This is a genomic window from Streptomyces sp. NPDC013187 (genome assembly GCF_042899705.1).
Taxonomy (GTDB): Bacteria; Actinomycetota; Actinomycetes; order Streptomycetales; family Streptomycetaceae; genus Streptomyces; species Streptomyces hawaiiensis_A.
On sequence record NZ_JBIBAF010000015.1, the window covers coordinates 79,043 to 100,311 of the forward strand.

Annotated in this window: 19 protein-coding genes and 1 riboswitch; of the genes, 4 read left to right on the forward strand and 15 right to left on the reverse strand. The window is 70.9% G+C overall.

What is annotated here, in order from left to right; all coding sequences use genetic code 11:
* Window positions 1-21 precede the first annotated feature (21 nt).
* Complete coding sequence (locus tag ACFY5B_RS29385; protein ID WP_389974898.1) at window positions 22-2,550, forward strand: ABC transporter permease; 2,529 nt, start codon at window positions 22-24, stop codon at window positions 2,548-2,550.
* A 54-nt stretch (window positions 2,551-2,604) separates the two neighbouring features.
* Here the strand turns inward: ACFY5B_RS29385 and ACFY5B_RS29390 are convergent, their stop codons facing one another.
* The 15 genes from ACFY5B_RS29390 to ACFY5B_RS29460 form a co-directional block, all read right to left on the reverse strand.
* The gene (locus tag ACFY5B_RS29390) at window positions 2,605-3,897 is read right to left on the reverse strand and encodes a class I SAM-dependent methyltransferase (RefSeq protein WP_389974901.1); all 1,293 of its coding nucleotides are present in this window, start codon (window positions 3,895-3,897) and stop codon (window positions 2,605-2,607) included.
* A gap of 232 nt (window positions 3,898-4,129) precedes the next feature.
* Entirely contained in the window at window positions 4,130-5,518 is a 1,389-nt protein-coding gene (locus ACFY5B_RS29395; RefSeq protein WP_104780223.1) for an NAD(P)/FAD-dependent oxidoreductase, read from the reverse strand.
* Between the two features lie 420 nt (window positions 5,519-5,938).
* A complete protein-coding gene (locus ACFY5B_RS29400) occupies window positions 5,939-6,880 on the reverse strand; it encodes an exopolyphosphatase (protein WP_389974904.1) in 942 nt (313 codons plus the stop codon).
* Window positions 6,877-7,407: a DUF501 domain-containing protein gene (locus ACFY5B_RS29405; protein ID WP_389974907.1), complete on the reverse strand. Its 531-nt coding sequence runs from the start codon at window positions 7,405-7,407 to the stop codon at window positions 6,877-6,879. Before ACFY5B_RS29405 ends, ACFY5B_RS29400 begins: the two co-directional genes overlap by 4 nt.
* A gap of 52 nt (window positions 7,408-7,459) precedes the next feature.
* Window positions 7,460-7,936: a septum formation initiator family protein gene (locus tag ACFY5B_RS29410; protein WP_344464052.1), complete on the reverse strand. Its 477-nt coding sequence runs from the start codon at window positions 7,934-7,936 to the stop codon at window positions 7,460-7,462.
* 113 nt (window positions 7,937-8,049) lie between these two features.
* Window positions 8,050-9,330, reverse strand: a complete 1,281-nt coding sequence (gene eno / locus ACFY5B_RS29415) for a phosphopyruvate hydratase (protein WP_389974910.1) — start codon at window positions 9,328-9,330, stop codon at window positions 8,050-8,052.
* A 263-nt stretch (window positions 9,331-9,593) separates the two neighbouring features.
* On the reverse strand, window positions 9,594-10,289 hold the full coding sequence (locus tag ACFY5B_RS29420) for a transglycosylase family protein (protein ID WP_389974913.1): 696 nt from the start codon (window positions 10,287-10,289) through the stop codon (window positions 9,594-9,596).
* A gap of 4 nt (window positions 10,290-10,293) precedes the next feature.
* Window positions 10,294-10,460: riboswitch (cyclic di-AMP (ydaO/yuaA leader) on the reverse strand.
* Between the two features lie 228 nt (window positions 10,461-10,688).
* The gene (locus ACFY5B_RS29425) at window positions 10,689-11,657 is read right to left on the reverse strand and encodes a transglycosylase family protein (protein WP_389974916.1); all 969 of its coding nucleotides are present in this window, start codon (window positions 11,655-11,657) and stop codon (window positions 10,689-10,691) included.
* A 120-nt stretch (window positions 11,658-11,777) separates the two neighbouring features.
* Window positions 11,778-13,103 (reverse strand): cytochrome P450, encoded by a 1,326-nt coding sequence (locus ACFY5B_RS29430; RefSeq protein ID WP_389974919.1) that lies wholly within the window; start codon window positions 13,101-13,103, stop codon window positions 11,778-11,780.
* 296 nt (window positions 13,104-13,399) lie between these two features.
* Window positions 13,400-14,419 carry a nucleoside triphosphate pyrophosphohydrolase gene (locus tag ACFY5B_RS29435; RefSeq protein WP_389974922.1) on the reverse strand — a complete coding sequence of 340 codons (1,020 nt, stop codon included), beginning with the start codon at window positions 14,417-14,419 and terminating at the stop codon, window positions 13,400-13,402.
* Between the two features lie 240 nt (window positions 14,420-14,659).
* Window positions 14,660-15,310, reverse strand: a complete 651-nt coding sequence (locus ACFY5B_RS29440; protein WP_389974925.1) for a SurA N-terminal domain-containing protein — start codon at window positions 15,308-15,310, stop codon at window positions 14,660-14,662.
* Between the two features lie 143 nt (window positions 15,311-15,453).
* The gene (locus tag ACFY5B_RS29445; protein ID WP_389974928.1) at window positions 15,454-16,992 is read right to left on the reverse strand and encodes a protein kinase; all 1,539 of its coding nucleotides are present in this window, start codon (window positions 16,990-16,992) and stop codon (window positions 15,454-15,456) included.
* The gene (locus ACFY5B_RS29450; protein WP_389974931.1) at window positions 16,989-17,621 is read right to left on the reverse strand and encodes a hypothetical protein; all 633 of its coding nucleotides are present in this window, start codon (window positions 17,619-17,621) and stop codon (window positions 16,989-16,991) included. Before ACFY5B_RS29450 ends, ACFY5B_RS29445 begins: the two co-directional genes overlap by 4 nt.
* 294 nt (window positions 17,622-17,915) lie before the next feature.
* Window positions 17,916-18,662, reverse strand: a complete 747-nt coding sequence (locus tag ACFY5B_RS29455) for an N-acetyltransferase (protein ID WP_389974934.1) — start codon at window positions 18,660-18,662, stop codon at window positions 17,916-17,918.
* A 40-nt stretch (window positions 18,663-18,702) separates the two neighbouring features.
* On the reverse strand, window positions 18,703-19,479 hold the full coding sequence (locus ACFY5B_RS29460; protein ID WP_389974937.1) for an HNH endonuclease family protein: 777 nt from the start codon (window positions 19,477-19,479) through the stop codon (window positions 18,703-18,705).
* A 162-nt stretch (window positions 19,480-19,641) separates the two neighbouring features.
* On the opposite strand from ACFY5B_RS29460, the gene ACFY5B_RS29465 reads away from it, so the two are divergent.
* The 3 genes from ACFY5B_RS29465 to ACFY5B_RS29475 all read left to right on the forward strand — a co-directional run bounded on the left by ACFY5B_RS29465 (window position 19,642) and on the right by ACFY5B_RS29475 (window position 21,201).
* Window positions 19,642-19,833: an antitoxin gene (locus ACFY5B_RS29465; protein WP_389974940.1), complete on the forward strand. Its 192-nt coding sequence runs from the start codon at window positions 19,642-19,644 to the stop codon at window positions 19,831-19,833.
* A gap of 163 nt (window positions 19,834-19,996) precedes the next feature.
* Window positions 19,997-20,779 carry an SDR family NAD(P)-dependent oxidoreductase gene (locus ACFY5B_RS29470; RefSeq protein WP_389974943.1) on the forward strand — a complete coding sequence of 261 codons (783 nt, stop codon included), beginning with the start codon at window positions 19,997-19,999 and terminating at the stop codon, window positions 20,777-20,779.
* Between the two features lie 47 nt (window positions 20,780-20,826).
* Entirely contained in the window at window positions 20,827-21,201 is a 375-nt protein-coding gene (locus tag ACFY5B_RS29475) for a MerR family transcriptional regulator (protein ID WP_389975274.1), read from the forward strand.
* The last annotated feature ends 68 nt before the right edge of the window (window positions 21,202-21,269 follow it).

Here is a 21,269-nt window from a genome sequence, read left to right on the forward strand (position 1 = left end):
CAGGACTGAGAAGAAGAACCCATGTTCCGTACCGCCTTGCGCAATGTGCTCGCGCACAAGGCCCGGCTCCTGATGACCGTGCTCGCCGTGATGCTCGGCGTGGCTTTCGTGTCGGGGACCCTGGTCTTCACCAACACCATCTCCGACGCCTACCAGAAGAGCTCCGCCAAGGGCTTCGACCAGGTCGACGTCTCCATGACCGCGGACTACGACGACGCCGAGGGCGACAAGGCCGGAAAGCTCCACGAGCTGACCCGGGCCACCCTCGACAAGAGCGAGCGGGTGCCCGGCGCCGCGTCCGCCATCGGGGTCGTGCAGAACTTCACGGCCATAGCCGACAAGAACGGCAAACTGATCGGCGAGGGCTTCCAGTCGCAGGGCGGCAACTACTGGGGCACGAAGGACCCGCGTTACCCGCTCGTCAGCGGACACGCCCCCAAGGGCCCCGGTGAGATCCTCATCGACTCCGCGACGGCGAAGCGCGCCGGCTACAAGGTCGGCGACACGGTACGGATGTCCGTCGACGGGCCGGTCCTGACCCCGAGGATCACCGGCATCTTCACCACCGACGACGGCAACGTCGCGGCCGGCGGCAGCCTCACCCTGTTCGACACGGCGACCGCCCAGAAGCTGCTGGGCAAGCCGGGCGTGTACGACGAGATCGCCGTCAAGGCGAAGCCGGGCGTCACGCAGGCCGCGCTGAAGGCGGAGCTGGACAAGGCACTGCCCGAGGGCACCGTCTCGACCACCACCGGCAAGCAGCTCGCCGACGACCAGGCGGAGATGATCTCCCGGTCGATGAGCGGCATGCAGACGGGCCTGCTGGTCTTCGCCGGCATCGCCCTGTTCGTCGGCACGTTCATCATCGCCAACACCTTCACCATGCTGGTCGCCCAGCGCACCAAGGAGCTGGCACTGATGCGGGCGGTCGGCGCCTCGCGCCGGCAGGTGACGCGCTCGGTGCTCATCGAGGCGTTCGTGGTCGGCGCGGTCGCCGCCGTGACCGGGCTGGTCGCGGGCATCGGCATCGGGGCCGGACTGCGCTCCCTGATGGGTACGTTCGACGCGACCGTGCCCGACGGGCCGCTGGTCATCACGCCCGGCACGATCGTCGCCGCGCTCGCTGTCGGCATCCTGGTGACCATGCTGGCGGCGTGGCTCCCGGGCCGCCGGGCCGCGAAGATCCCGCCGGTGGCGGCCATGAGCAGCGTGCACGCCAAGGCCACGACCAAGTCGCTGGTGCTGCGCAACACGCTGGGCGCCCTGGTCTCGGCCGCGGGCATCGCGGTGGTCCTGGTGGCCACGACCATGGACGGCTCGGACGGCCAGATGCCGATGGGCTTCGGCGCGGTGCTGCTGATCATCGGCGTGTTCATCCTGACCCCGCTGCTGTCCCGCCCGCTGATCGCCGCCGCGGCGCCGGTGCTGCGCGCCTTCGGCATCTCGGGCAAGCTGGCCCGGCAGAACTCGGTGCGCAACCCGCGCCGCACGGCCGCCACCGCCTCCGCCCTGATGATCGGCCTGACCCTGATCACCGGCATGACGGTGATGGCGGGCAGCCTGCAGCAGGCCATCGAGAAGATGGCGTCGGCGTCGATCAAGGCCGACTACGTGGTGTCCATGGCGAACGGCAACCCGCTGTCGCCGGACGTCGAGAAGAAGCTGAAGCAGGCCGGTGACGTCACCGCCACCAGCCCGATGCTCAACGCCGAGACCCGGATCGACGGGCAGAGCGAGTACGTGACCGGCGTCAACGGCGCCGCGGTCCGCGACCTGGTCGGCCCGAAGGTCGACGAAGGCTCCTTCAAGGTCGGCGGCAGCGATGTCGTCGTGGACAGCGAGACCGCCAAGTCCTACGGCTGGAAGGCCGGTTCCGCCTTCACCATGGCCTTCGAGGACGGCAAGAAGCAGAAGTTCACGGTCGCGGGAACGTACGAGCGCAACGACTTCCTGGGCGGCATCCTGCTCGACGAGAAGACCCTCGCCCCGCACACGTCGGACCCGTACAACATGAAGGTCATGGTGAAGACCTCCGACGGCACGTCCGGCGCGGTGCAGGACAAGCTGGAGAAGGCTCTCGGCACCAACCCGGCGATCAAGGTCCAGTCCAAGGACGACATCTCCGACGAGATCGCGCAGATGTTCACCCTGATGCTGAACATGGTCTACGGCCTGCTCGCGATGGCGGTGGTCGTGGCGGTCCTCGGCGTCGTCAACACCCTGGCCATGTCCGTCTTCGAGCGCTCGCAGGAGATCGGCATGCTCCGCGCGATCGGCCTGGACCGCAAGGGCATCAAGCGGATGGTCCGCATCGAGTCCCTGGTGATCTCCTTGTTCGGCGCGGTGCTGGGGATCGGCCTGGGCGTGTTCTTCGGCTGGGCGGCCGGTGAGCTGCTGGCCTCGAAGATGGCGACGTACGAGCTGGTCCTGCCGTGGGCGCGGATGGGTGTGTTCCTGCTGCTGGCCGCGACGGTGGGTGTCCTCGCGGCGCTGTGGCCGGCCCGGCGGGCGGCCCGGCTGAACATGCTGGAGGCCATCAAGGCGGAGTAGCGGACGCGCGAAGGGCCCCTTTCCCACGGGTGGGAGAGGGGCCCTTCGGCGTTCTCAGGTCCAGGTGCGGGCGCGCAGCGGCAGGCCCGACGCCCCGGACTCGGGGGCGCGAACGGCCAGGACCTGGTTGACTCCGATGCGGTTGCGTTCGAAGGCCAGGGCGCAGGCGGCCATGTACAGACGCCAGACGCGAGCCCGGCCGGCGCCGGCCAGCTGGACGGCCCGCTGCCAGTCGTCCTCCAGGCGGGCGACCCACTGGCGCAGGGTGAGGGCGTAGTGCTCGCGGAGCGCCTCCACGTCGCGCACCTCGAACCCGGAGCGCTCCAGCTGGGTCACGGTGGCGCCGATCGGCTGGAGTTCACCGTCGGGGAAGACGTAGGAGTCGATGAAGGCGTCGACGCTGTACGTCGTCTCGTCCCGCTGCGGGCGGCGGGCGATCTGGTGGTTCAGCAGGCGCCCGCCGGGCTTGAGCAGGTCGTACAGGTCGGCGGCGTACTCCAGGTACCGCTCGGCGCCGACGTGTTCGGCCATGCCGATGGAGGAGATGGCGTCGTAGGGACCGTCGCGGACGTCGCGGTAGTCCTGGACGCGGATCTCGACCATGTCGGTGAGGCCCTCGTCGGCGACGCGCTTGCGGGCGTAGGCGGCCTGCTCCTGGGAGAGCGTGACGCCGACGACGCGCACGCCGTGCTCGCGGGCGGCGTGGACGGCCATGGAGCCCCAGCCGCAGCCGACGTCGAGCAGCCGCAGGCCGGGTCTCAGACCGAGCTTGCGGCAGACGAGTTCGAGCTTGTCGTGCTGGGCCTGTTCGAGGGTGCTGTCCGGGGTGGGCCAGTAGGCGCAGGAGTACACCATGGACGGGCCGAGGACGATCTCGTAGAAGTTGTTGCCGACGTCGTAGTGGTGGCTGATGGCGCGTCGGTCGGTGTGCTTGGTGTGCAGGTGGCGGCGGGGGCTGCGGGCCTCCTCGCGGGGCGGGGCGGGCGGCAGCGGGAGTCCGGCGAGCTTGACCAGTCCGCGGACGGCGGCGCGGACCTCGGGGTCGCGCAGGGCCTGGGCGAGGGTGCGGGCGTCCTCGCCCCGCTCCCAGATGAGACCGGCCAGCAGATCGAGGGTCGCGTACAGGTCGCCCTCGATGTCGAGGTCCCCCGCCACCCAGGCGCGGGCCAGGCCCAGTTCACCCGGCTTCCACAGCAGGCGGCGCAGCGCGCGGCGGTTGCGTACGACCAGGGTCGGCGCGCCCGGCGGGCCGGCCTGCGAACCGTCCCAAGCGCGGATGCGCACCGGGAGCGGTGCTCCCAGCAGCTGTGTGAAAAGGCCCTGCAGCCGCGGCGCGGCGTCTGCCATGGTGTACACCTCCGTGACGAGGAATCCCGGAATGTCCGACACCACGTAAACACCTGCGGGGCTTCGGCGCAGTCCCCGGCACGCGTCATGTCTGCGCAAAACCGCCGCTTCGCCCGCCCGGACGCGGCTCCCTGACGTACCGAAGGACTTCGACAGGGCCCCGGCACGCCGAAGGGCCTCCCGCACCACGGATGGCGGGAGGCCCTTCGTCAGGCGGACGACCGACCGGAGGTCAGGAGGCCTTGGCCTTCTCCTCGGTCTTCTCCTTCGGCGCGGCGGCGACCGGGGCCGGCTTGGCGGCCTCGTAGAACTCCTCGCGCGGCGTCTCGATGGCGCCGAGCGAGACGACCTCGCGCTTGAGGAACATGCCGAGGGTCCAGTCGGCGAAGACGCGGATCTTGCGGTTCCAGGTCGGCATGGCCAGGCCGTGGTAGCCACGGTGCATGTACCAGGCGAGACGGCCCTTGAGCTTGATCTTCATCTTGCCCATGACGATCATCGCGACGCCCTTGTGGAGGCCGAGACCGGCCACCGCGCCCTTGTTGGCGTGCGAGTAGTCCTTCTGCGGGAAGCCCCGCATGCCGGACACCACGTTGTCGCCGAGGACCCGGGCCTGGCGCAGCGCGTGCTGGGCGTTCGGCGGGCACCAGGCGTTCTCGTTGCCCGCCTTGCGGCCGACGAGGTCCGGGACCTGGGCGTTGTCGCCGGCGGCCCAGATGTAGTCGGTGCCCTTGACCTGGAGGGTCGGCTCGCAGTCGACGTGACCGCGGGGGCCCAGCGGCAGGCCGTAGCGGGCCAGGGCCGGGTTGGGCTTGACGCCGGCGGTCCAGACGATCGTGTTGGAGTCGACCTCGAGGCCGTTCTTCAGCACCACGTGGCCGTCGACGCAGGAGTCCATGGAGGTGGACAGGTAGACCTCGACGCCGCGGCCCTCGAGGTGCTCCTTGCCGTACTTGCCGAGCTTGGGGCCGACCTCGGGGAGGATCTTGTCGGCGGCGTCGACCAGGATGAAGCGCATGTCCTCGCGGGACACGTTCTTGTAGTACTTCGAGGCGTCGCGGGCCATGTCCTCGACCTCGCCGATGGTCTCCGCACCGGCGAATCCGCCGCCCACGAAGACGAAGGTGAGCGCCTTGCGGCGGATCTCCTCGTCGGTGGTGGAGTCGGCCTTGTCGAGCTGCTCGAGGACGTGGTTGCGCAGGCCGATGGCCTCCTCGACGCCCTTCATACCGATGCCCTGCTCGGCGAGGCCGGGGATCGGGAAGGTGCGGGAGACCGCGCCGAGCGCGATCACCAGGTAGTCGAAGGGCAGCTCGTAGGCCTCGCCGACCAGCGGGGAGACCGTGGCGACCTTGCGGTCCTGGTCGATGGTGGTGACCCGGCCGGTGAGAACCTCCGCCTTGGGCAGCACGCGTCGCAGCGGGACGACGACGTGGCGCGGGGAGATGTTGCCGGCGGCGGCTTCGGGGAGGAAGGGCTGGTAGGTCATGTACGACCGGGGGTCGACGACCGTGACGGTCGCCTCGCCGTAGCGCATCTTCTTCTGGATGCGCCGAGCTGCGTACAGGCCTACGTACCCACCGCCTACTACGAGGATCCTGGGACGCTCCGTGGTGCTCATGCCATCGAGTATCCACCCGTCTCAGGGGGGTGGCTCGTGCGCCCCTTCACAAGCTCTTGCAGGGTGTGTGCTATCCTCCGCGGCCCGCGTGATCCACGTCATGGTGACAACCGGGCTCCTTTATGCACCCCGAAGCGTTGTCAATGCCGCGTGAGCTGCCTCTCTGTGCCGGAGGAGCCTCCGTGAGGCACTCCTCGAGCGCCATTCCGGGCACCTTCCCGGACCCCTCCATACCATGCTTCTGAACATGTTCAAAGGCCTGTTCAGCCCCCGGACGGGTCAACGGGGCCCCTCTCGTCGCCCGGGAGGGCCGAATTCCTTGTGAAGAACTTCACGAACTTTTCCGACGGGCTGTCTCCGGGGGGCCCTCCGAGCCCCCCGGAGACGCTCATTCGTGATCCATGCCTGCTCAGAAGCGGGCTAGGCGACCGACCACGCGATGCCGTCGAGGATGTCGTGCTCGCTCACCACGACCTCCTGCGCGCCGATTCGCTCCATGATCGACAGGAGTACGAGGGCGCCCGCCCCGATCACGTCGACCCGGCCCGGGTGCATGGAGGGCACGGCCGCGCGCTCGGCGTGGGTGGAGCGCAACAGCCACTCGGTGATCTCGCGGACCCGGTCGTAGGAGACGCGGGAGTGGTGGATGGCCTGCGAGTCGTACTCGGGCAGATCCTGGGCGATCGCCGACACGGTCGTCACCGAGCCGGCCAGGCCGACCAGCGTGCGCGCCTCGCGCAGCGGAACGCTCTGCTCGGCGAGGTCGAGGGCGGCCTCGATGTCGGCCCGCATCGCCGCGATCCGCTCCTCGGAGGGCGGGTCGCTCACCACCCCGTCCCGGACCAGGTGCCGCTCGGTCATGCGGACACAGCCGATGTCCACCGAGCGGGCCGCCCGGACGTGGTCGTCGCCCACGACGAACTCGGTCGAGCCGCCGCCGATGTCCACGACCAGGTAGGGCTTGGGCAGGTGGTCGCCCCCGGCGAGCTCCTTGGTGGCGCCGGTGAAGGAGAACTCGGCCTCCTGGTCGCCGGTGATCACCTCGGGCTCGACGCCCAGGATGTCCAGCACACCGCGCACGAACTCGTCACGGTTCTCGGCGTCCCGGGAGGCGGACGTCGCCACGAACCGCAGCCGCTCCGCCCCGTGCTCCTTGATGATCCCGGCGTACTCACGGCACGCCGCGAAGGTCCTCTGCAGCGCCTCGGGGGCGAGCCGGCCGGTGCGGTCGACGCCCTGCCCGAGTCGCACGATCGTCATCCGGCGGTCCAGGTCGACCAGCTCACCGGTCGCCGGGTCGGCGTCGGCGACCAGGAGCCGGATGGAGTTCGTACCGCAGTCCACGGCGGCGACACGGGTCACTGGGCGTCCTCCTCGGCAGTCATCACACAGGCGCCCTTGCGCCACCACTCCGGCAGCATCGCCAGCGCCTCGTCGCCCAGCGGGTTCACGCCCGGACCCGCGGCCAGGGAGTGGGCCACCAGGACGTGCAGGCACTTCACCCGGTCCGGCATGCCGCCCGCGCTCGGGAAGTTCTTCAGCTCCTCGATGTCGTCACGGCGCCGGATGTAGTCCTCGTGCGCGGCCCGGTACGCCGCCGCCAGCTCCGGGTCCGAGGCCAGCCGCTCGGTCATCTCCTTCATCACGCCGTTGGCCTCCAGCGTGCCGATGGCCGAGTTCGCCTTCGGGCACGTCAGGTAGTACAGCGTGGGGAACGGCGTCCCGTCCGGCAGCCGGGGGGCCGTCTCGACGACGTCGGGCTGTCCGCACGGGCAGCGGTGCGCGATCGCGCGCAGGCCGCGCGGGGGCCGACCGAGCTGCTGCTTGAAGGCCTCGACGTCGGAGTCGGTCGGCTCGGTGCGCGGGGTGGTCGGCGGGGGCGTTTCCATGACTGTCTTCAGGCTGTCTTTCTCTGGGTTCAGGTCACTGGCTGGGGCTGGGTCACCGGTCGGAGGCGTCGGCCTTGTCGACCCCGTCCCAGACGTTCGAGTACCAGGGGCGGTCGGCCGCTCCCAGGTCGGTGCGCGACTGCTTCGCCGCGTGCGGGTCGACGACGATGAAGCCCGTCTCCCCCGGCATCACGTAGTGCAACCGCTGCCGGATCTGCTGCTCGGCGTACGCGTCGTCCTGCCAGCGCGCCTTCAGGTCGCGCAGCCGTTCGACGCGCTCGCGGGCCTGCTGCTGTTCCCGCTGCAGGTCGTCGATCTCGGCGCGCTGCGAGACGTACTCCCGCATCGGGTAGGCCAGGGCCACGATCAGCGAGCACATCACCAGGGCGAGCAGCGCGGCCCGGCCGGTCAGCCGCGAGCGGCGGGCCTGGCGCCTGGTCTGGGAGCGGTAGACCCGGGCCGCGGTCTGCTCGCCGAGCAACCGGATCCTGGTCGCGGTGGAGAACCGGTCCCGGTCCTTCACGGCCATGTCAGTCCGCCTCCCGCTCCGCCGTCATACGCGCGTACGTCCCCGGACACGGTACGGGACCGGGTACGGGGACGTACGTACGACTGGCGCAGCCTTGGCCGGGCCTTTGGCGATCAGCCCTTGAAGCGGGGGAACGCGCTGCGGCCGGCGTACACCGCGGCGTCGTCGAGGATCTCCTCGATGCGCAGCAGCTGGTTGTACTTGGCGACGCGCTCGGAGCGGGCCGGGGCGCCGGTCTTGATCTGGCCGCAGTTGGTCGCGACGGCCAGGTCGGCGATGGTGACGTCCTCGGTCTCGCCGGAGCGGTGGGACATCATGCACTTGAAGCCGTTGCGCTGGGCCAGCTCGACGGCGTCCAGGGTCTCGGTGAGCGAACCGATCTGGTTGACCTTCACCAGGAGCGCGTTGGCCGCGCCCTCCTCGATGCCGCGGGCGAGGCGCTCGGGGTTGGTGACGAACAGGTCGTCGCCGACGAGCTGGACCTTGTCACCGAGCTTGTCGGTGATGGTCTTCCAGCCCTCCCAGTCGTCCTCGAACAGCGGGTCCTCGATGGAGACGAGCGGGTACGCGTCGACGAGCTCCGCGTAGTACTCGGTCATCTCGGCGGCCGAGCGGTTCTTGCCCTCGAAGGTGTAGGCGCCGTCCTTGTAGAACTCGGAGGCGGCGACGTCGAGCGCCAGGGCGATCTGCTCGCCGGGGGTGTAACCGGCCTCCTTGATCGCCTCCAGGATGAGGTCGAGGGCCTCGCGGTTGGAGCCGAGGTTCGGGGCGAAGCCGCCCTCGTCGCCGAGGCCGGTGGCCAGGCCCTTGCTCTTCAGGACCTTCTTCAGCGTGTGGTAGACCTCGGCGCCCCAGCGCAGGGCCTCGGAGAAGGACTCCGCGCCGATCGGGGCGATCATGAACTCCTGGATGTCCACGTTGGAGTCGGCGTGCGAGCCGCCGTTCAGGATGTTCATCATCGGCACCGGAAGCAGGTGCGCGTTGGGGCCGCCCAGGTAGCGGAAGAGGGGGAGGTCGCTGGCCTCGGAGGCGGCGTGGGCCACGGCGAGGGAGACGCCGAGGATGGCGTTGGCGCCGAGCGAGCCCTTGTTGTCGGTGGCGTCCAGGTCGAACATGGCCTGGTCGATCAGGCGCTGCTCGGTGGCGTCGTAGCCGACCAGCTCCGGGCCGATCTGCTCGATGACCGCGAGGACGGCCTTCTCCACACCCTTGCCGAGGTAGCGGTTCGAGTCGCCGTCGCGGAGCTCGATGGCCTCGAAGGCGCCCGTGGAGGCGCCGGACGGGACGGCGGCACGACCGGTGCTGCCGTCGTCGAGGCCGACCTCGACCTCGACCGTGGGGTTGCCTCGGGAGTCCAGGATTTCCCGGGCTACGACGACGTCGATGGACGGCACGAGCATCTCCTTCTTGAATGTGACGCGGTGACGCGGGTCGCGTGGACCCGGCGAGGTGCGGGCCGTGGTGGCTCGCGACATGAGCCTAACCGGCTCCGGGCGATCGGCCACCGGGTCGCCCACCCCATGGACAGAACCGAGAGTAAATTGTTTCCGAACGGAACAAAGCCGGTTCCCGAAAAAACCCCGCCCCGGTGCGTACGGGGGATGACGCACCGGGGCGGGGAGACCGTGGACCCCGGGGGGCCCGTGCGGGCCGCTGCTTACTTCAGGTGCAGCTGCTGGCCCGGGTAGATGAGGTTGGCGTCCTCGACGATGTCCTTGTTCAGCTCGAAGAGCTTCTCCCAGCCGCCCTTGACCTTCTGGTCCGCGGCGATCGAGCTGAGGGTGTCGCCCTTGGTGACCTTGTACTCGCCGTCACCCTTCTTGACCTTCTTGCCGGTCGGGGTGGTGACGGTCTTCTTGGCCGCCGGGCGCTCGTCGGAGCGGGAGGCCGGCTGCTGCTGGGTCTCGCGGGTCTCGGTGCTCTGGCTCTGGCTCTGCGAGGAGCTGCCCGAGTCGCTGGAGGAGCCGCCACCGGTGTAACCGGCGCTCGACAGGCCCTTGCCGCAGACCGGCCAGGCGCCCTTGCCCTGGCTCGCGAGGACCTTCTCGGCGATCTCGATCTGCTGGTCCTTGGTGGCCTGGTCGGCGGTGGAGGCGTACTTGGTGCCGCCGTAGCCGGACCAGGTGGAGGCGGAGAACTGCAGACCGCCGTAGTAGCCGTTGCCGGTGTTGATGGACCAGTTGCCGCCGGACTCGCACTGGGCGACCGCGTCCCACTCGGACGCGGTGGCGGCGGAGGCGTTGCCGGCCGCCATCAGCGGGGCGGCGACGGCGGCACCGGTGACACCGGCGATGGCGATGACCCGAGAGGCCTTGGACGGACGGCGGTGCGTGCCCTTGCCGGAAAACAGCATGGAGAGATCCCCTCACCGACGCCTGCGAGGTGAGCTGTCGGGTTCGGGCCGGTTGAGTTGCCCGGCCGCGCCCCTCCCGGGACACGGCTTCACCCCAAGCCCTTCCGGCACAACCGGCCGGTCGGGCACCTACCTTGGGTCCCCCGCTCCTGCCTACGGCGCTTGACGCGACGACTGTTCCCGTACGGCCGCTGGCAGGATTCGGCGTTGCGGCAGCCGGGGCTCGCGGTGACGAGCGATCACGACCGTAGACAGGTGATCCGCCGAATTTCAAAGACGATCAGGGCTTCTGAGATCTATCTCTCACCGCGCTTATACGGGACATTCGGCGCGAAACATGACGTGAACTCACCCGGTTTCGGGGCGACTTCGACCGCCGTTTCCGCACTGCCCGAACAGCTACCTCTCGTCCGCTTCGCCCTCGACCGTGAGCGCCTGACCGGGGTGGATGAGGTCCGGGTCGGCGCCGACCTCGTTCTCGTTGCTCTCGTAGAGCTCTTGCCATCCGCCGCCGACCCGAAGGGCGTCGGCGATGGACCAGAGGCTGTCGCCGATACCCACGATGTAGGCACCTTCGGACGCGTCCCCGGAACCCTCGTCGGCGCCCGCGGAGTGACGCCCCGTGGACTTCTCCGCGCGATCGCTGCCGGGCGCGCCGGTTTCGTCGGCACTGGGACCGCGATGACGGCCGGAGCCGGTGTCGGTCAGCCGCGAGGAGTCGTCGCCCTGCTGGGCCTTGCCGGCTTTGCCACTCTCGGAGGCGTCCGGCGATGAGCTGTCGGACTGCCGCTTCTGTGACGAACCAGCGGATTCGGTCGACTTGTCCGTCTTGGCGGTTTCATCCTTCGAGGTCGATGTCGCGTCAGGCGATGACGAAGGAGAGGAGGAAGGGCTGCCCGAGGGGGACGAACCGAGCGAGTCGAGCAGGCCGGGCGAGTCGACCTCGCCGGACGAGCCGGACGAATCGGATGACCCGGACGAGTCCGACCCCTTGCCCTGCTCGAGGCCGGAGAGCAGTCCACAGGTGCGCCACGCGCCGACTCCCTGGTCGGCGAGGATTCTCTCGGCCACGGCTATCTGCTGGGAGCGGCTGGCCAGATCGGCGCTCGCGGCGTAGTCGAGGCCGCCGTGGTTCTCCCAGTCCTCCTGGGACAACTGCAGGCCGCCGTAGTAACCGTTGCCGCTGTTCTCGCTCCACGCACCGCCGGTCTCGCAATCGGCGACCTTGTCCCAGGTCGTGCCGTCTGCCGCACTGGCACCGGAGGCCCCGAGGAGCGGGATCGCGATGGCGGAGCCGGTCACTCCGGCCGCGACGAGGAGAGCCGGAGCCTGGCGGGGGCGACGGTGCCGACCGTTCCCGGAGAGCATACGGAGACCTTTCACGCGACAGCAGTGACCGACGCGGCGTGAATCCCTCCGCGTTGATGGGTGAACGTATCGGCAGACGATCACTTGTCACAAGTTCATGCCGCGCAGATCACGTGAAGATCACAGGTCTGATGTTTCGTCACGTTCGGCCGGTGCTGCCGGTGCTGCCGGTGCTGCCGGTGTGAACTCCACCGGCAACGTGCGCAGCCCGCGCATGATGAGGCCGCCGCGCCATCGCAGCTCGGCCGGATCCGCAGCGAGCCGAAGGTCCGGGAGGCGGGTGAGGAGGGTGGCGAGGGCGGTCTGGCCCTCCAGGCGGGCGAGCGGGGCGCCGAGGCAGTAGTGGATGCCGTGGCCGTATCCGAGGTGCTGGTTGTCGCGGCGGGAGAGGTCCAGTACGTCCGGATCGGCGAACCGCTCCGGGTCGCGGTCCGCGGCGGCCAGCACGACGAGGACGGGGTCGCCCGCCTCGATGCGCTGCCCACCGAGGGTGAGCGGCTGCGTGGCGAAACGCCAGGTGGCGAGTTCGACGGGGCCGTCGTAGCGGAGGAGTTCCTCGACGCCGGTCTCCAGGAGGCCGCTCTCCCCGGCGGCGAGGGACGCCTGGAGCCGGGCGCGCTGCCCGGGGTGGGTGAGCAGCGCGTAGGTGCCGTTTCCGATCAGGTTGACGGTTGTCTCGAAACCGGCGAACAGCAGGATGAAGGCCATGGCCGCCGCCTCGTTCTCGGTGAGGTGCTCGCCGTGGTCGGAGGCGCGGATCAGACCGGAGATGAGGTCCTCGCCGGGGGCGGCTTCGGCGGGCAGCGCCTCGCGCTTGCGGTGGATGAGGTCGGCGAGGTAGCCGCGCATCTTCTTCACCGACCGCGCCACACCGCCCCTGGGGCCGCCCTGGTGACGGATCATCATGCCCGCCCAGTCGCGGAAGTCGTCCTGGTCCTCGCGCGGGACGCCGAGCAGGTCGCAGATGGCGTAGATGGGGAGCGGGAAGGCGAACTCGTGGATGAGGTCGGCGGATCCCTTCGCCGCGAAGCCGTCGATCAGGGTGTCGGTGAGCTCCTGCACCCGCGGCGCGAACTCGGCGACCCGGCGGGGTGTGAACGCCTTGGACACCAGCCGCCGCAGCCGGGTGTGGTCCGGCGGGTCGATGTTCAGCAGATGCGTCATCAACTCGGCCTTGCGCTCGCCGGGGATGCCCGTCTTTCCCTTGGCGTGCGCCGGTTCGTCGTGATGCGCCGGGTTCTTGGAGAGCCGGTTGTCGGCGAGCGTCTGCTTGGCGTCGGCGTACCGCGTGACCAGCCAGGCCTCCACACCGCTGGGCAGTCGCGTCTTGTGGACGGGGCTGTGCTCGCGGAGCCAGGCGTAGGCGGGGTAGGGGTTGCTCGCGAACTCCCAGGTGAAGAGATCGGGAGCGGTCGCGGCTGGGCTGGGCTGGGGCTGGTCGGTCACGTGTCGACCGTATCCGGCTTCCGGCAGCGGCCCTCCACCGTCACGGCTCGGCCGGGCGGCTTCCGCGGCCTCCCCCTCCCCCGCACAGACCGCTCAGCCCCCGCCCCGGCCGCTCAGCCCCGCCCCGGGCCGCCTCGGTCCCCGCCTCGGCTGCTCAGCCCCGCCCCGGGCCACCCGGGACCGCCTCGGTCCCCGCCCCGGGTCGCTCAGCCCCGCCCCGGGCCACCCCGGACCGCCTCGGTCCCCGCCCCGGCTCGCTCAGCCCGCCCCGGGTCGCTCAGCCCGCCCCGAGTCGCTCAGCCCTCGGCCTGCCGGATCGCATCGCGGTACGCGCGGGCCGCCGCTCTGAGGGCCGCCTCCGGGTCGACGCCCTCCGACTCGGCTCGCACGGCCAGGGCCAGCAGCTCGTAGCCGATGCCCTCGACGGGTGGGAGCGGTATCTCCAGGTGCGCTGTGCGGACGCGGGAGGCCAGCTTGGCGGCGAGGGCCAGGCCGGGCTGGCCGAGGGGGATGCCCTCGGTGATCGAGGTGCGCTGCTTCTCGACCGCCTTGGTGCGCAGCCAGTGCTCCTTGACCTCCTCGGGGGTGGTGGCCGTCGCGTCGCCGAAGACATGTGGATGGCGGTGGATCAGCTTGGCGACGATGCCGCCGGCCACGTCGTCGATGGAGAAGGGTTCCGCTCCGTCCTCCGGCCGCCCCTCCTCGGCGATGCGGGCGTGGAAGACGACCTGGAGGAGGACGTCGCCGAGCTCTTCGCGCAGTTCGTCGCGGTCGCCCTCCTCGATCGCCTCTACGAGCTCGTACGCCTCCTCGATGCCGTACTTCGCCAGGCCCTCGTGGGTCTGCCGGGAGGACCAGGGGCATTCGACGCGGATGCGGTCCATGACCTGGACGAGGTCGAGGAGGCGGGCACCGGGGAGGTCGTAGGAGGCGGGCAGCAGCTCCAGCTCGGGCATGGCGATACGGCCGGTGCCGGCGAGACGGGCCAGGCCGTCCGTGAGGGCCGGTTCGCCCTCGCCCGTCGCCACCACGACCACCGTGTTTCCGCCGGCGCAGGCGTCGAGGAGATCCTGCGCGGTCGGGGACGCCTCGGCGACGGTGATCCCCGCCTCGCGCAGATACGGCAGCTGCGGATGTGTGCCGTCCGCGCACAGCACCTGGTCGGCCTCGTGCAGGGCCTGCCACGCCGGCCAGGAGAGCAGACCGGGGGCGACGCGGTGACTGGTGGTGAGCAGGACGATGCGGCCGGGGGCGACGGCCGCGTCGGGAGCGGTCCGCTCGGGGCCCGGGGTGGCTTCGGGGCTGTTGGCGTTCACGGTTCGAAGCTATCCCACGCCGCCGACCGTGCCCGAAGTTGTCCACAGGGGCCCGGAGGGCGACCTGATCCGCCTGGAGGGGGAGGGCAACAGCGGCATTTTCCGGATCGCGGGGCGGGTGCGCCCGTGCGGGGCGGGTGCGCCCGGGCGGGCCGGGGGGCGGGTGCGCCGGGCGTGCCGGGGGGCGGGTGCGCCCGGGCGTGCCGGGGGGCGGGTGCGCCCGGGCGTGCCGTGCCTGCTCTACATCCCCTGCTGCGTCTGTGCCGCCGCCGTGACGTCCCGTACCCACGGCGTCTTGGCGTCGGCAGGCCTGCTCTTCTGGGCGTCCCAGGTGCCGTAGCGCGGGTTGAGGTCGACGTTCAGGTCCTTGGAGGCGTCGGAGAGGGCCTTCCAGAACTCGGGACGGTCGGTGTTCGTGCCCAGCTTCTCGGCGAGTTTCTGGGCCTCCAGCTGGAGGCGGAGGTTGTCGTCGAGGCGCTGCGGCGGGACGCCGTACTGCTGGAGCCAGGTCGTCTCCAGGCCCTTGGCGCCACCGGCCTGCTGTTCCAGACCGGCCCGCATCGCCTGGATCTCCTTGCGGGAGACGGTCACTCCGGCGTCCTCGGCGGCACGGTGCAGCACCCGGTCCAGGACCATGGTGTGCAGGGTGTCGCGGGTGAGGGTGCCGGTTCTGGCGATGGCCTGCTGGTACTGGGCCTCGTCCTGGACGGCCGCCCGCTGGGCCGCGCGTACCTCGCCGACCCGCTCTTCCAGCTGGGAGACGGTGATCCGCTGGCCGCCCACCACGGCTGCCGCGCCGGGATGCGCGTCGTTCCCGCAGGCGGTGAGCAGGGGCGCCGCGGCGGCGATCGCGGCGGTGAAGAGGAGCGCGGTGCGACGGCGGCGGTGCAAGGAGACCTCCTGAGGAGATTGTGCGACGGTGCACAAGGTCTTGCGGTGATCGATGGTAGGCAGTGACCAGGCTCTGGCCAACCCATTCGACCAACGATTCGCCGGGACTTCCGGCACCGCCGCGCCCCACCCCCGGGCGGTCGTCAGCCGCGGACCTGCCCCAGCCACTGGAGCGTCCTGCGGATCTCCGCGCCGAGCGGGTGCCCGGGGCCGTGGGTGCGTTCCACGTCGTGCAGCAGCCGGGCCAGGGTGTCGTGCGCGGCGCCGCGGTCGCCGAGGGCGAGCTGGAGGTGCCCGATCCGGCGCCGGACGTCGTGCGCGAGCTCGGGTCCGCCCGCGGCGACGTACTGGTTCTCGTAGTACGGCAGCACCGCCCGGTACTCGGCGAGCGCGGCGGCCGGTTCCCCCATCTGTTCCAGGCATTGGGCGGCCTCGTAGCGGAAGCGCAGCGCCTGTGGGTCGGCCTGGCCCGCCTCGGCGGCGCGTTCGTCGGCGAGGCGGCGCAGCTCGGGCAGCGCGCGCCGGTACTGGCCGTCGTCCAGGAGTGTCGCCGCGTACTGCTTGCGCAGGGTGCGGACGACCGGGGAGTGCGCGCCGTGCTGTTCGGCCGCGGCGGGCAGGATTCCGCCCAGGATGTCGACGGCCTGGGTGACCCGGCCCTCGCCGAGGAGCCGTTTGACCTCGTCGACGGCGCGGGCGATGTCCGTCTGCCCCGGAGCCTCGGTGACGGGTGTCGCCGGAGTGGGCTGGGGAGCGGGGGTGCGCGCACGATCCGGCCAGGGGGCGTGCGGGCGCAGGAACGGGCGGGTGGGGTCCAGGGCCGCTCCGGTGGGCGTGCCGCGCGCCGGCAGGAGCGGCTCCAGGTGCTCGTAGACCTCCTGCGCGGAGGCGGGCCGGTGCTGCGGATCCTTGGCGAGGAGGCGCAGGACGAGGGCCTCCAGGGCCTCGGGCACTTCGGGGCGGATGCGGCGCACGGGCAGCGGGGCTTCGTACAGGTGCCGGTGCAGGACGCCGAGGGCCGTGGAGCCGGAGAAGGGCACGTCCCCGCTGAGCAGTTCGTGCAGGACCACGCCGAGCGCGTACAGGTCGGTGTACGGGCCGACCGCGCCGCCCATCGCCTGCTCCGGTGCCATGTAGGCGGGCGAGCCGATCGGGGTGCCGGTGTGGGTGAGGCGGGTGGTGTCCGCGTCCATGACGGAGGCGACGCCGAGGTCGAGGACGGTGACGGTGCCGTCCTGCTTCACCATCACGTTGCGCGGCTTGAGGTCGCGGTGGACGATCGGCACGGCGTGCACGGCGCTCAGCACGGCGCACAACTGCGCGGCGACCGCGACCGCCCACTGCCAGGGGTACGGGGAGTGCTCGGCGAGGTGGCCGGCGAGGTCGGCGCCGTCGATGTACTGCATGACGAGGAACAGCTCCTCGCCCTCGCTTCCCGCGTCGTGAACGGTGACCAGGCCGGGGTGGTCGACCTGCGCGGTCACCCGGCACTCGCGCACGAAACGGCGGCGCAGCTCCTCCGCGTCCTGACCGGCGACCTTGTCGGGGCGCAGCAGCTTCACCGCCACACGCCGGTCGAGCCGCTGGTCGTACGCCGTCCAGACCTGGCCCATGCCGCCCTGCCCGAGGACGGTGGCGAGCTCGTAGCGGCCGGCGACGACACGTCCTGCCGCCGCGGTCACCTTCCGTCCTCGTGATGGCCGTCCCTGTGACCTTCGCCCTCGTGCCGGCGCAGGTAGTCGCTGAGCTCGTCGAGTTCGGCGCGGACCTGGTCGATGCGGGCGGGGGCCGGCCGCTGGGGGGAAGGGGGCGGCTGCATCGCAACCGGGGGCGTGTCGTGCGGGGCGGGTGCGTGGGGTGCGGGAGGCCGCGGGACGGGGGTGGACGCCGGGGTGTAGGGCGACGCGGGATGCGGGTAGCCGTACGGGGTGTGCGCTGCGGTCGGGACGGTCGGCGCGTGGGGCGACGCGTAACCGGCGAACGTCCGCCGCTCGCCGTGGTGGCCGATGTCCACGACGAGGAAGTAGATGGCGGCACCCGCCCCGAGCAGCAGGATCACGGCCAGCGCGACGTCGGTGCGGACGTCGTCCTCCGGCAGCGAACCGATCACGGCGAAGCAGGCGATGGACAGCGGCAGGCTCACCCAGGCCAGCACCCAGTCGAGGGCGCGGCCGCGCAGGACGGCCACCCGGAACAGCGGGACGCAGGCCAGCACGCCGCACGTGAGGAAACCGGCTGCGGCGAACAGCACGCGCAGGGAGATGACCGTTGCCGCGCTGCGAGGAGGCGGCGCCGCGCCGTGGCCGTACATGACTGCTCCTGGACCGGTGTGGCCGATGGGACGGACGTGCGGATGACAGGGACCCCTGTCGGGATTCCGAGCGTATAGCCCGACACGGACAACCGGTCACGGGTTGTACCGAACCGTTGTCATGCTGATCACTTCGTGCGAACACCCGCCCCTGAGCCGGTCATGGGCCGTACGGCCGGGAACGTGCGTCACGCCCCATGACGCACGCCGCCTACAGACGCTTGCCGCCTATAGACACATACCGCCTACAGACGCATACCGCCTACAAGGGATGCCGCCTACAAGGGATGCCGCCTACAAGGGATGCCGCATCCACACGTTGGGTTCGACGTACACCGCGTATCCGCGCTCCGTCTCGCAGCGCACGGGTACCAGACCGCCCGGCACCTCGATGTCGCCGTCGGAGTCGAAGGGCAGGCCCGTCCAGCGGCGCCAGTCCGCGAGCGGGGCGGACACCGTCATGGACGCCGGTGCCACCGAGTCGATGGTGGCTCCGGCCCGGGCGTGCACGCGCAGCCACGGGTCCTGGGGCAGGCCGTCGGGGCGGACGCGGTGGGCGTACTCCTCCATCGGCGTGTGCGGTTCCAGGTGTTTGGCGTTGGGGCGGACGGGGGCGACGACCTCGCGGAAGCCGCGGGCCCGGGCGTTGTCGCGCATGGCCGAGAGCATCACCGCGGACAGGCCGCGGCCCTGTGCCTGCGGGGCGATGGAGACCGAGATCGCGCTGACGGTGTCCGGCCGGACCCCGCGCCGAAGGTCGGAGAACGCCCACACCAGTATCGCGTCCCAGCCGTTGGCCGGCAGCCGGCCGCCGCGGTGCTCGGTGTCGAGCGCGAAGGGCACGCTGTAGGCGTTCGCCACGATCTCGCCCTGCTCGTCCTCGGCGAACAGGACGTACTCCGGGAGTTCGGCGGCGATCCGCGGGAAGTGGGCGGCGCCCACGAGGTCCTGGATCACGAACTCCGGCCAGCTGTCCGCCATCCCGACGACCCGCTCCAGCATGTCCGGGCGGTCGGCGAGGCTCGATATCTTCGGTTGCATGTGATCACGGTAGGCACAGGTGGCGAACACCGGAACCGATTTACCCGCCGCACTGCTTCAGCATCATCTCCTTGTCGGGCGCCGTCACGGGGAGTTCGTACTTCAGCGACACCTGGGCGAAGCGCACCGAGTAGGCGCAGCGGATCCGCTTGTTCGGGGGCAGCCAGGACGCCGGGCCGGAGTCTCCCTTCGAGCCGTTGGTCGGCCCGTCCACCGGGACGAGGTTGAGCGGGTCGTTGGCGATGGACTCCCGCTTGTCCTCGGTCCAGCGCGAGGCGCCCATCTGCCAGTCGTACGACAGCGGCATGACGTGGTCTATCTGGACTTTGATCGCATGGGACTTGGTCCACTCGATGACCTCCCCGGTGTACGGGTCGTGCAGCGTCAGCGAGGTGACGACGCAGTCCGATCCCGACCGGAAGCGCAGTTTCTCACCGTCCCGCTTCAGGAGGTCGTTCCGTGTGTCGCAGCCGTTGTGGGAGAAGGGCACGTCGCGCGGTGCCGAGTCCATCCAGGCGTAGCCGAACTTGTCCCGTTCGTAGCCCGTCCTGGGGCCGCGGCCCTTGGTCGCCACCTTCTCGATGAGGGCACGCGCCCGCTCCTTGTCGGCGCCGGAAGTGATCGCCGCCAGCCCCGGTTCGGTGCCGTCCGGGTTGTCCAGCGGGTTCGCGGCCCGTCCGTCGCCGGCGGCCGGGGCGCCGGAAGCGGAGGCTCCGCCGCCCTCCACCGGCGGGGCCAGGCCCTCGCAGCCGGCCAGTGCCGAACCGGTGAACACCATGACGACAGCCACTGCCGCCCCGCCCCTCAGACGCCTCACCCTGCGCCCCTCCTCTGTCTGCCTGTTCCGCTCCGGCACGGGCGGCCCGTGCCAGGTCCCACGGTAGCGAGGAAGAGGTTCAGACCACATCGGGCCTCAAGGCGCATTCTTCGCATCTCGCGCGTATCGTCGGTTCTGACTCAGTTCCGGAGGGAGCTTTGCATGGGCATCTTCGACAAGTTCAAGAGTCAGGCGCGGCACAAGGGCAAGCAGGGCTCTGACACCGCGGAACAGCGGATCAACGAGAGGACCGGCGGCAAGTACGAGGACCAGGTCGACTCCGGCCAGCAGCGCGTCGAGGGCTCGCTGGGCATGGACCGCGACCGCGATCGCAACCGGCCCGAACAGCAGTAAGGCCTCCACTCCGAGGCCGTCCGCGGAGATCCGGACGCATCTCCAGCGGGCGGCTTCCATGTCCGCTTCCCTGCCCGGAGTGTGTGCGGCCGGCCCCTCCGTGGTCGCCCTTCGGCCTTGACGCTTGACCTTGACACTGACGTCAGGGTCGGACGATCCCCGCATGACCTCCCCGCATCCGAACAAGCAGCACGACGCGCGAACGACCCCGCGAACGGTGCTCGTCACCGGCGCCGGTACGGGTATCGGCCGCGCCACCGCGCAGGCCTTCGCCGACGAGGGCGCACACGTCGTGGCGGTGGGCCGCCGCGAGGCGCCCCTGATGGAGACCGCCGGCCACGCGCCGGCCCGCATCAGCCCGCTCGTCGCCGACATCACGGCCGCCGACGGCCCCGAGACCGTCGTCCGTACGGCACTCGACCGGCACGGCCGTATCGACGTGCTGGTGAACAACGCCGGGATCGTCGACTCCCGTTCGCTGCGCACCTACACGCGCGCCACCGCCGAGCCCCTGCTCGCCACGAACCTCCTCGCGCCCGTCCTGCTCACCCAGGCCGCGCTCCCGGCACTGGAGGCCGGCCGGGGCGTCATCGTGAACGTGACGACATCGGTGGGACAGCGCGGCTGGCCCGGCAATTCCCTGTACGCCGCCGGGAAGGCGGCCCTGGAGGTGCTCACCCGCAGCTGGGCCGTCGAGCTCGCGACCCTCGGGATCCGGGTCGCCGCCGTGGCCCCGGGCGCGATCGACACACCCATCGGTGAACACGCCGGCCACACCCGCGAGCAGCAGGCCGCGATCAGGGCCTGGCAGCTCGCTCACACGCCGCTCGGGCGGGTCGGCCGCCCCGAGGAGGTGGCGTGGGCGATCGCCCGGTTGGCCTCGCCGCAGGCCTCGTTCATCACGGGCGTGATCCTTCCGGTGGACGGCGGCGCGGTCGTCACATGAGACTGGCGCGCATGGCAGAACCTCGTACGCCCAGGGCGGTCCCTCGTATGCGGATCGGTGAACTCGCCGAGGCGACCGGCACGACACCTCGCGCCCTGCGCCACTACGAGCAGGCGGGTCTCATCGCCTCCGAACGGGCCGCGAACGGCTATCGCCTCTACGACTCCGGTGCGGCCGTGCGGGTGCGCAACATCCGGCAGCTGCTCGACGTGGGGCTGACGCTCGACGACGCACGAGTGTTCCTGCCGTGTCTGGACGGCGACGTCATGGCCGGTCCCCCCTCCGGGAAGGGGGTGCGGGTGGCCGCCGACCGTCTCGCGGTGCTGGAGGCCCGTATCGCGGCGCAGATCGCGGTCCGCGACCGGCTCGCGGAGGCCTTGCGGCGAGCCGGCGGCGGCACGTCCGTACGGCCGGTGGCCTGACGGCGGCTCAGGGAACCAGGGCGTCAGCAACGTCCCGTTCCCCGGACCCGGTCACCGAGTTGCCGGCG

Excerpts from the sequence above, each read along its gene's own strand:
- ACFY5B_RS29385 (WP_389974898.1), top strand. The coding sequence starts at position 22 with ATGTTCCGTACCGCCTTGCGCAATGTGCTCGCGCACAAGGCCCGGCTC.
- ACFY5B_RS29390 (WP_389974901.1), bottom strand. The coding sequence starts at position 3,897 with ATGGCAGACGCCGCGCCGCGGCTGCAGGGCCTTTTCACACAGCTGCTG.
- ACFY5B_RS29395 (WP_104780223.1), bottom strand. The coding sequence starts at position 5,518 with ATGAGCACCACGGAGCGTCCCAGGATCCTCGTAGTAGGCGGTGGGTAC.
- ACFY5B_RS29405 (WP_389974907.1), bottom strand. The coding sequence starts at position 7,407 with ATGGAAACGCCCCCGCCGACCACCCCGCGCACCGAGCCGACCGACTCC.
- ACFY5B_RS29410 (WP_344464052.1), bottom strand. The coding sequence starts at position 7,936 with ATGGCCGTGAAGGACCGGGACCGGTTCTCCACCGCGACCAGGATCCGG.
- ACFY5B_RS29420 (WP_389974913.1), bottom strand. The coding sequence starts at position 10,289 with ATGCTGTTTTCCGGCAAGGGCACGCACCGCCGTCCGTCCAAGGCCTCT.
- ACFY5B_RS29425 (WP_389974916.1), bottom strand. The coding sequence starts at position 11,657 with ATGCTCTCCGGGAACGGTCGGCACCGTCGCCCCCGCCAGGCTCCGGCT.
- ACFY5B_RS29450 (WP_389974931.1), bottom strand. The coding sequence starts at position 17,621 with ATGTACGGCCACGGCGCGGCGCCGCCTCCTCGCAGCGCGGCAACGGTC.
- ACFY5B_RS29455 (WP_389974934.1), bottom strand. The coding sequence starts at position 18,662 with ATGCAACCGAAGATATCGAGCCTCGCCGACCGCCCGGACATGCTGGAG.
- ACFY5B_RS29465 (WP_389974940.1), top strand. The coding sequence starts at position 19,642 with ATGGGCATCTTCGACAAGTTCAAGAGTCAGGCGCGGCACAAGGGCAAG.
- ACFY5B_RS29470 (WP_389974943.1), top strand. The coding sequence starts at position 19,997 with ATGACCTCCCCGCATCCGAACAAGCAGCACGACGCGCGAACGACCCCG.
- ACFY5B_RS29475 (WP_389975274.1), top strand. The coding sequence starts at position 20,827 with ATGCGGATCGGTGAACTCGCCGAGGCGACCGGCACGACACCTCGCGCC.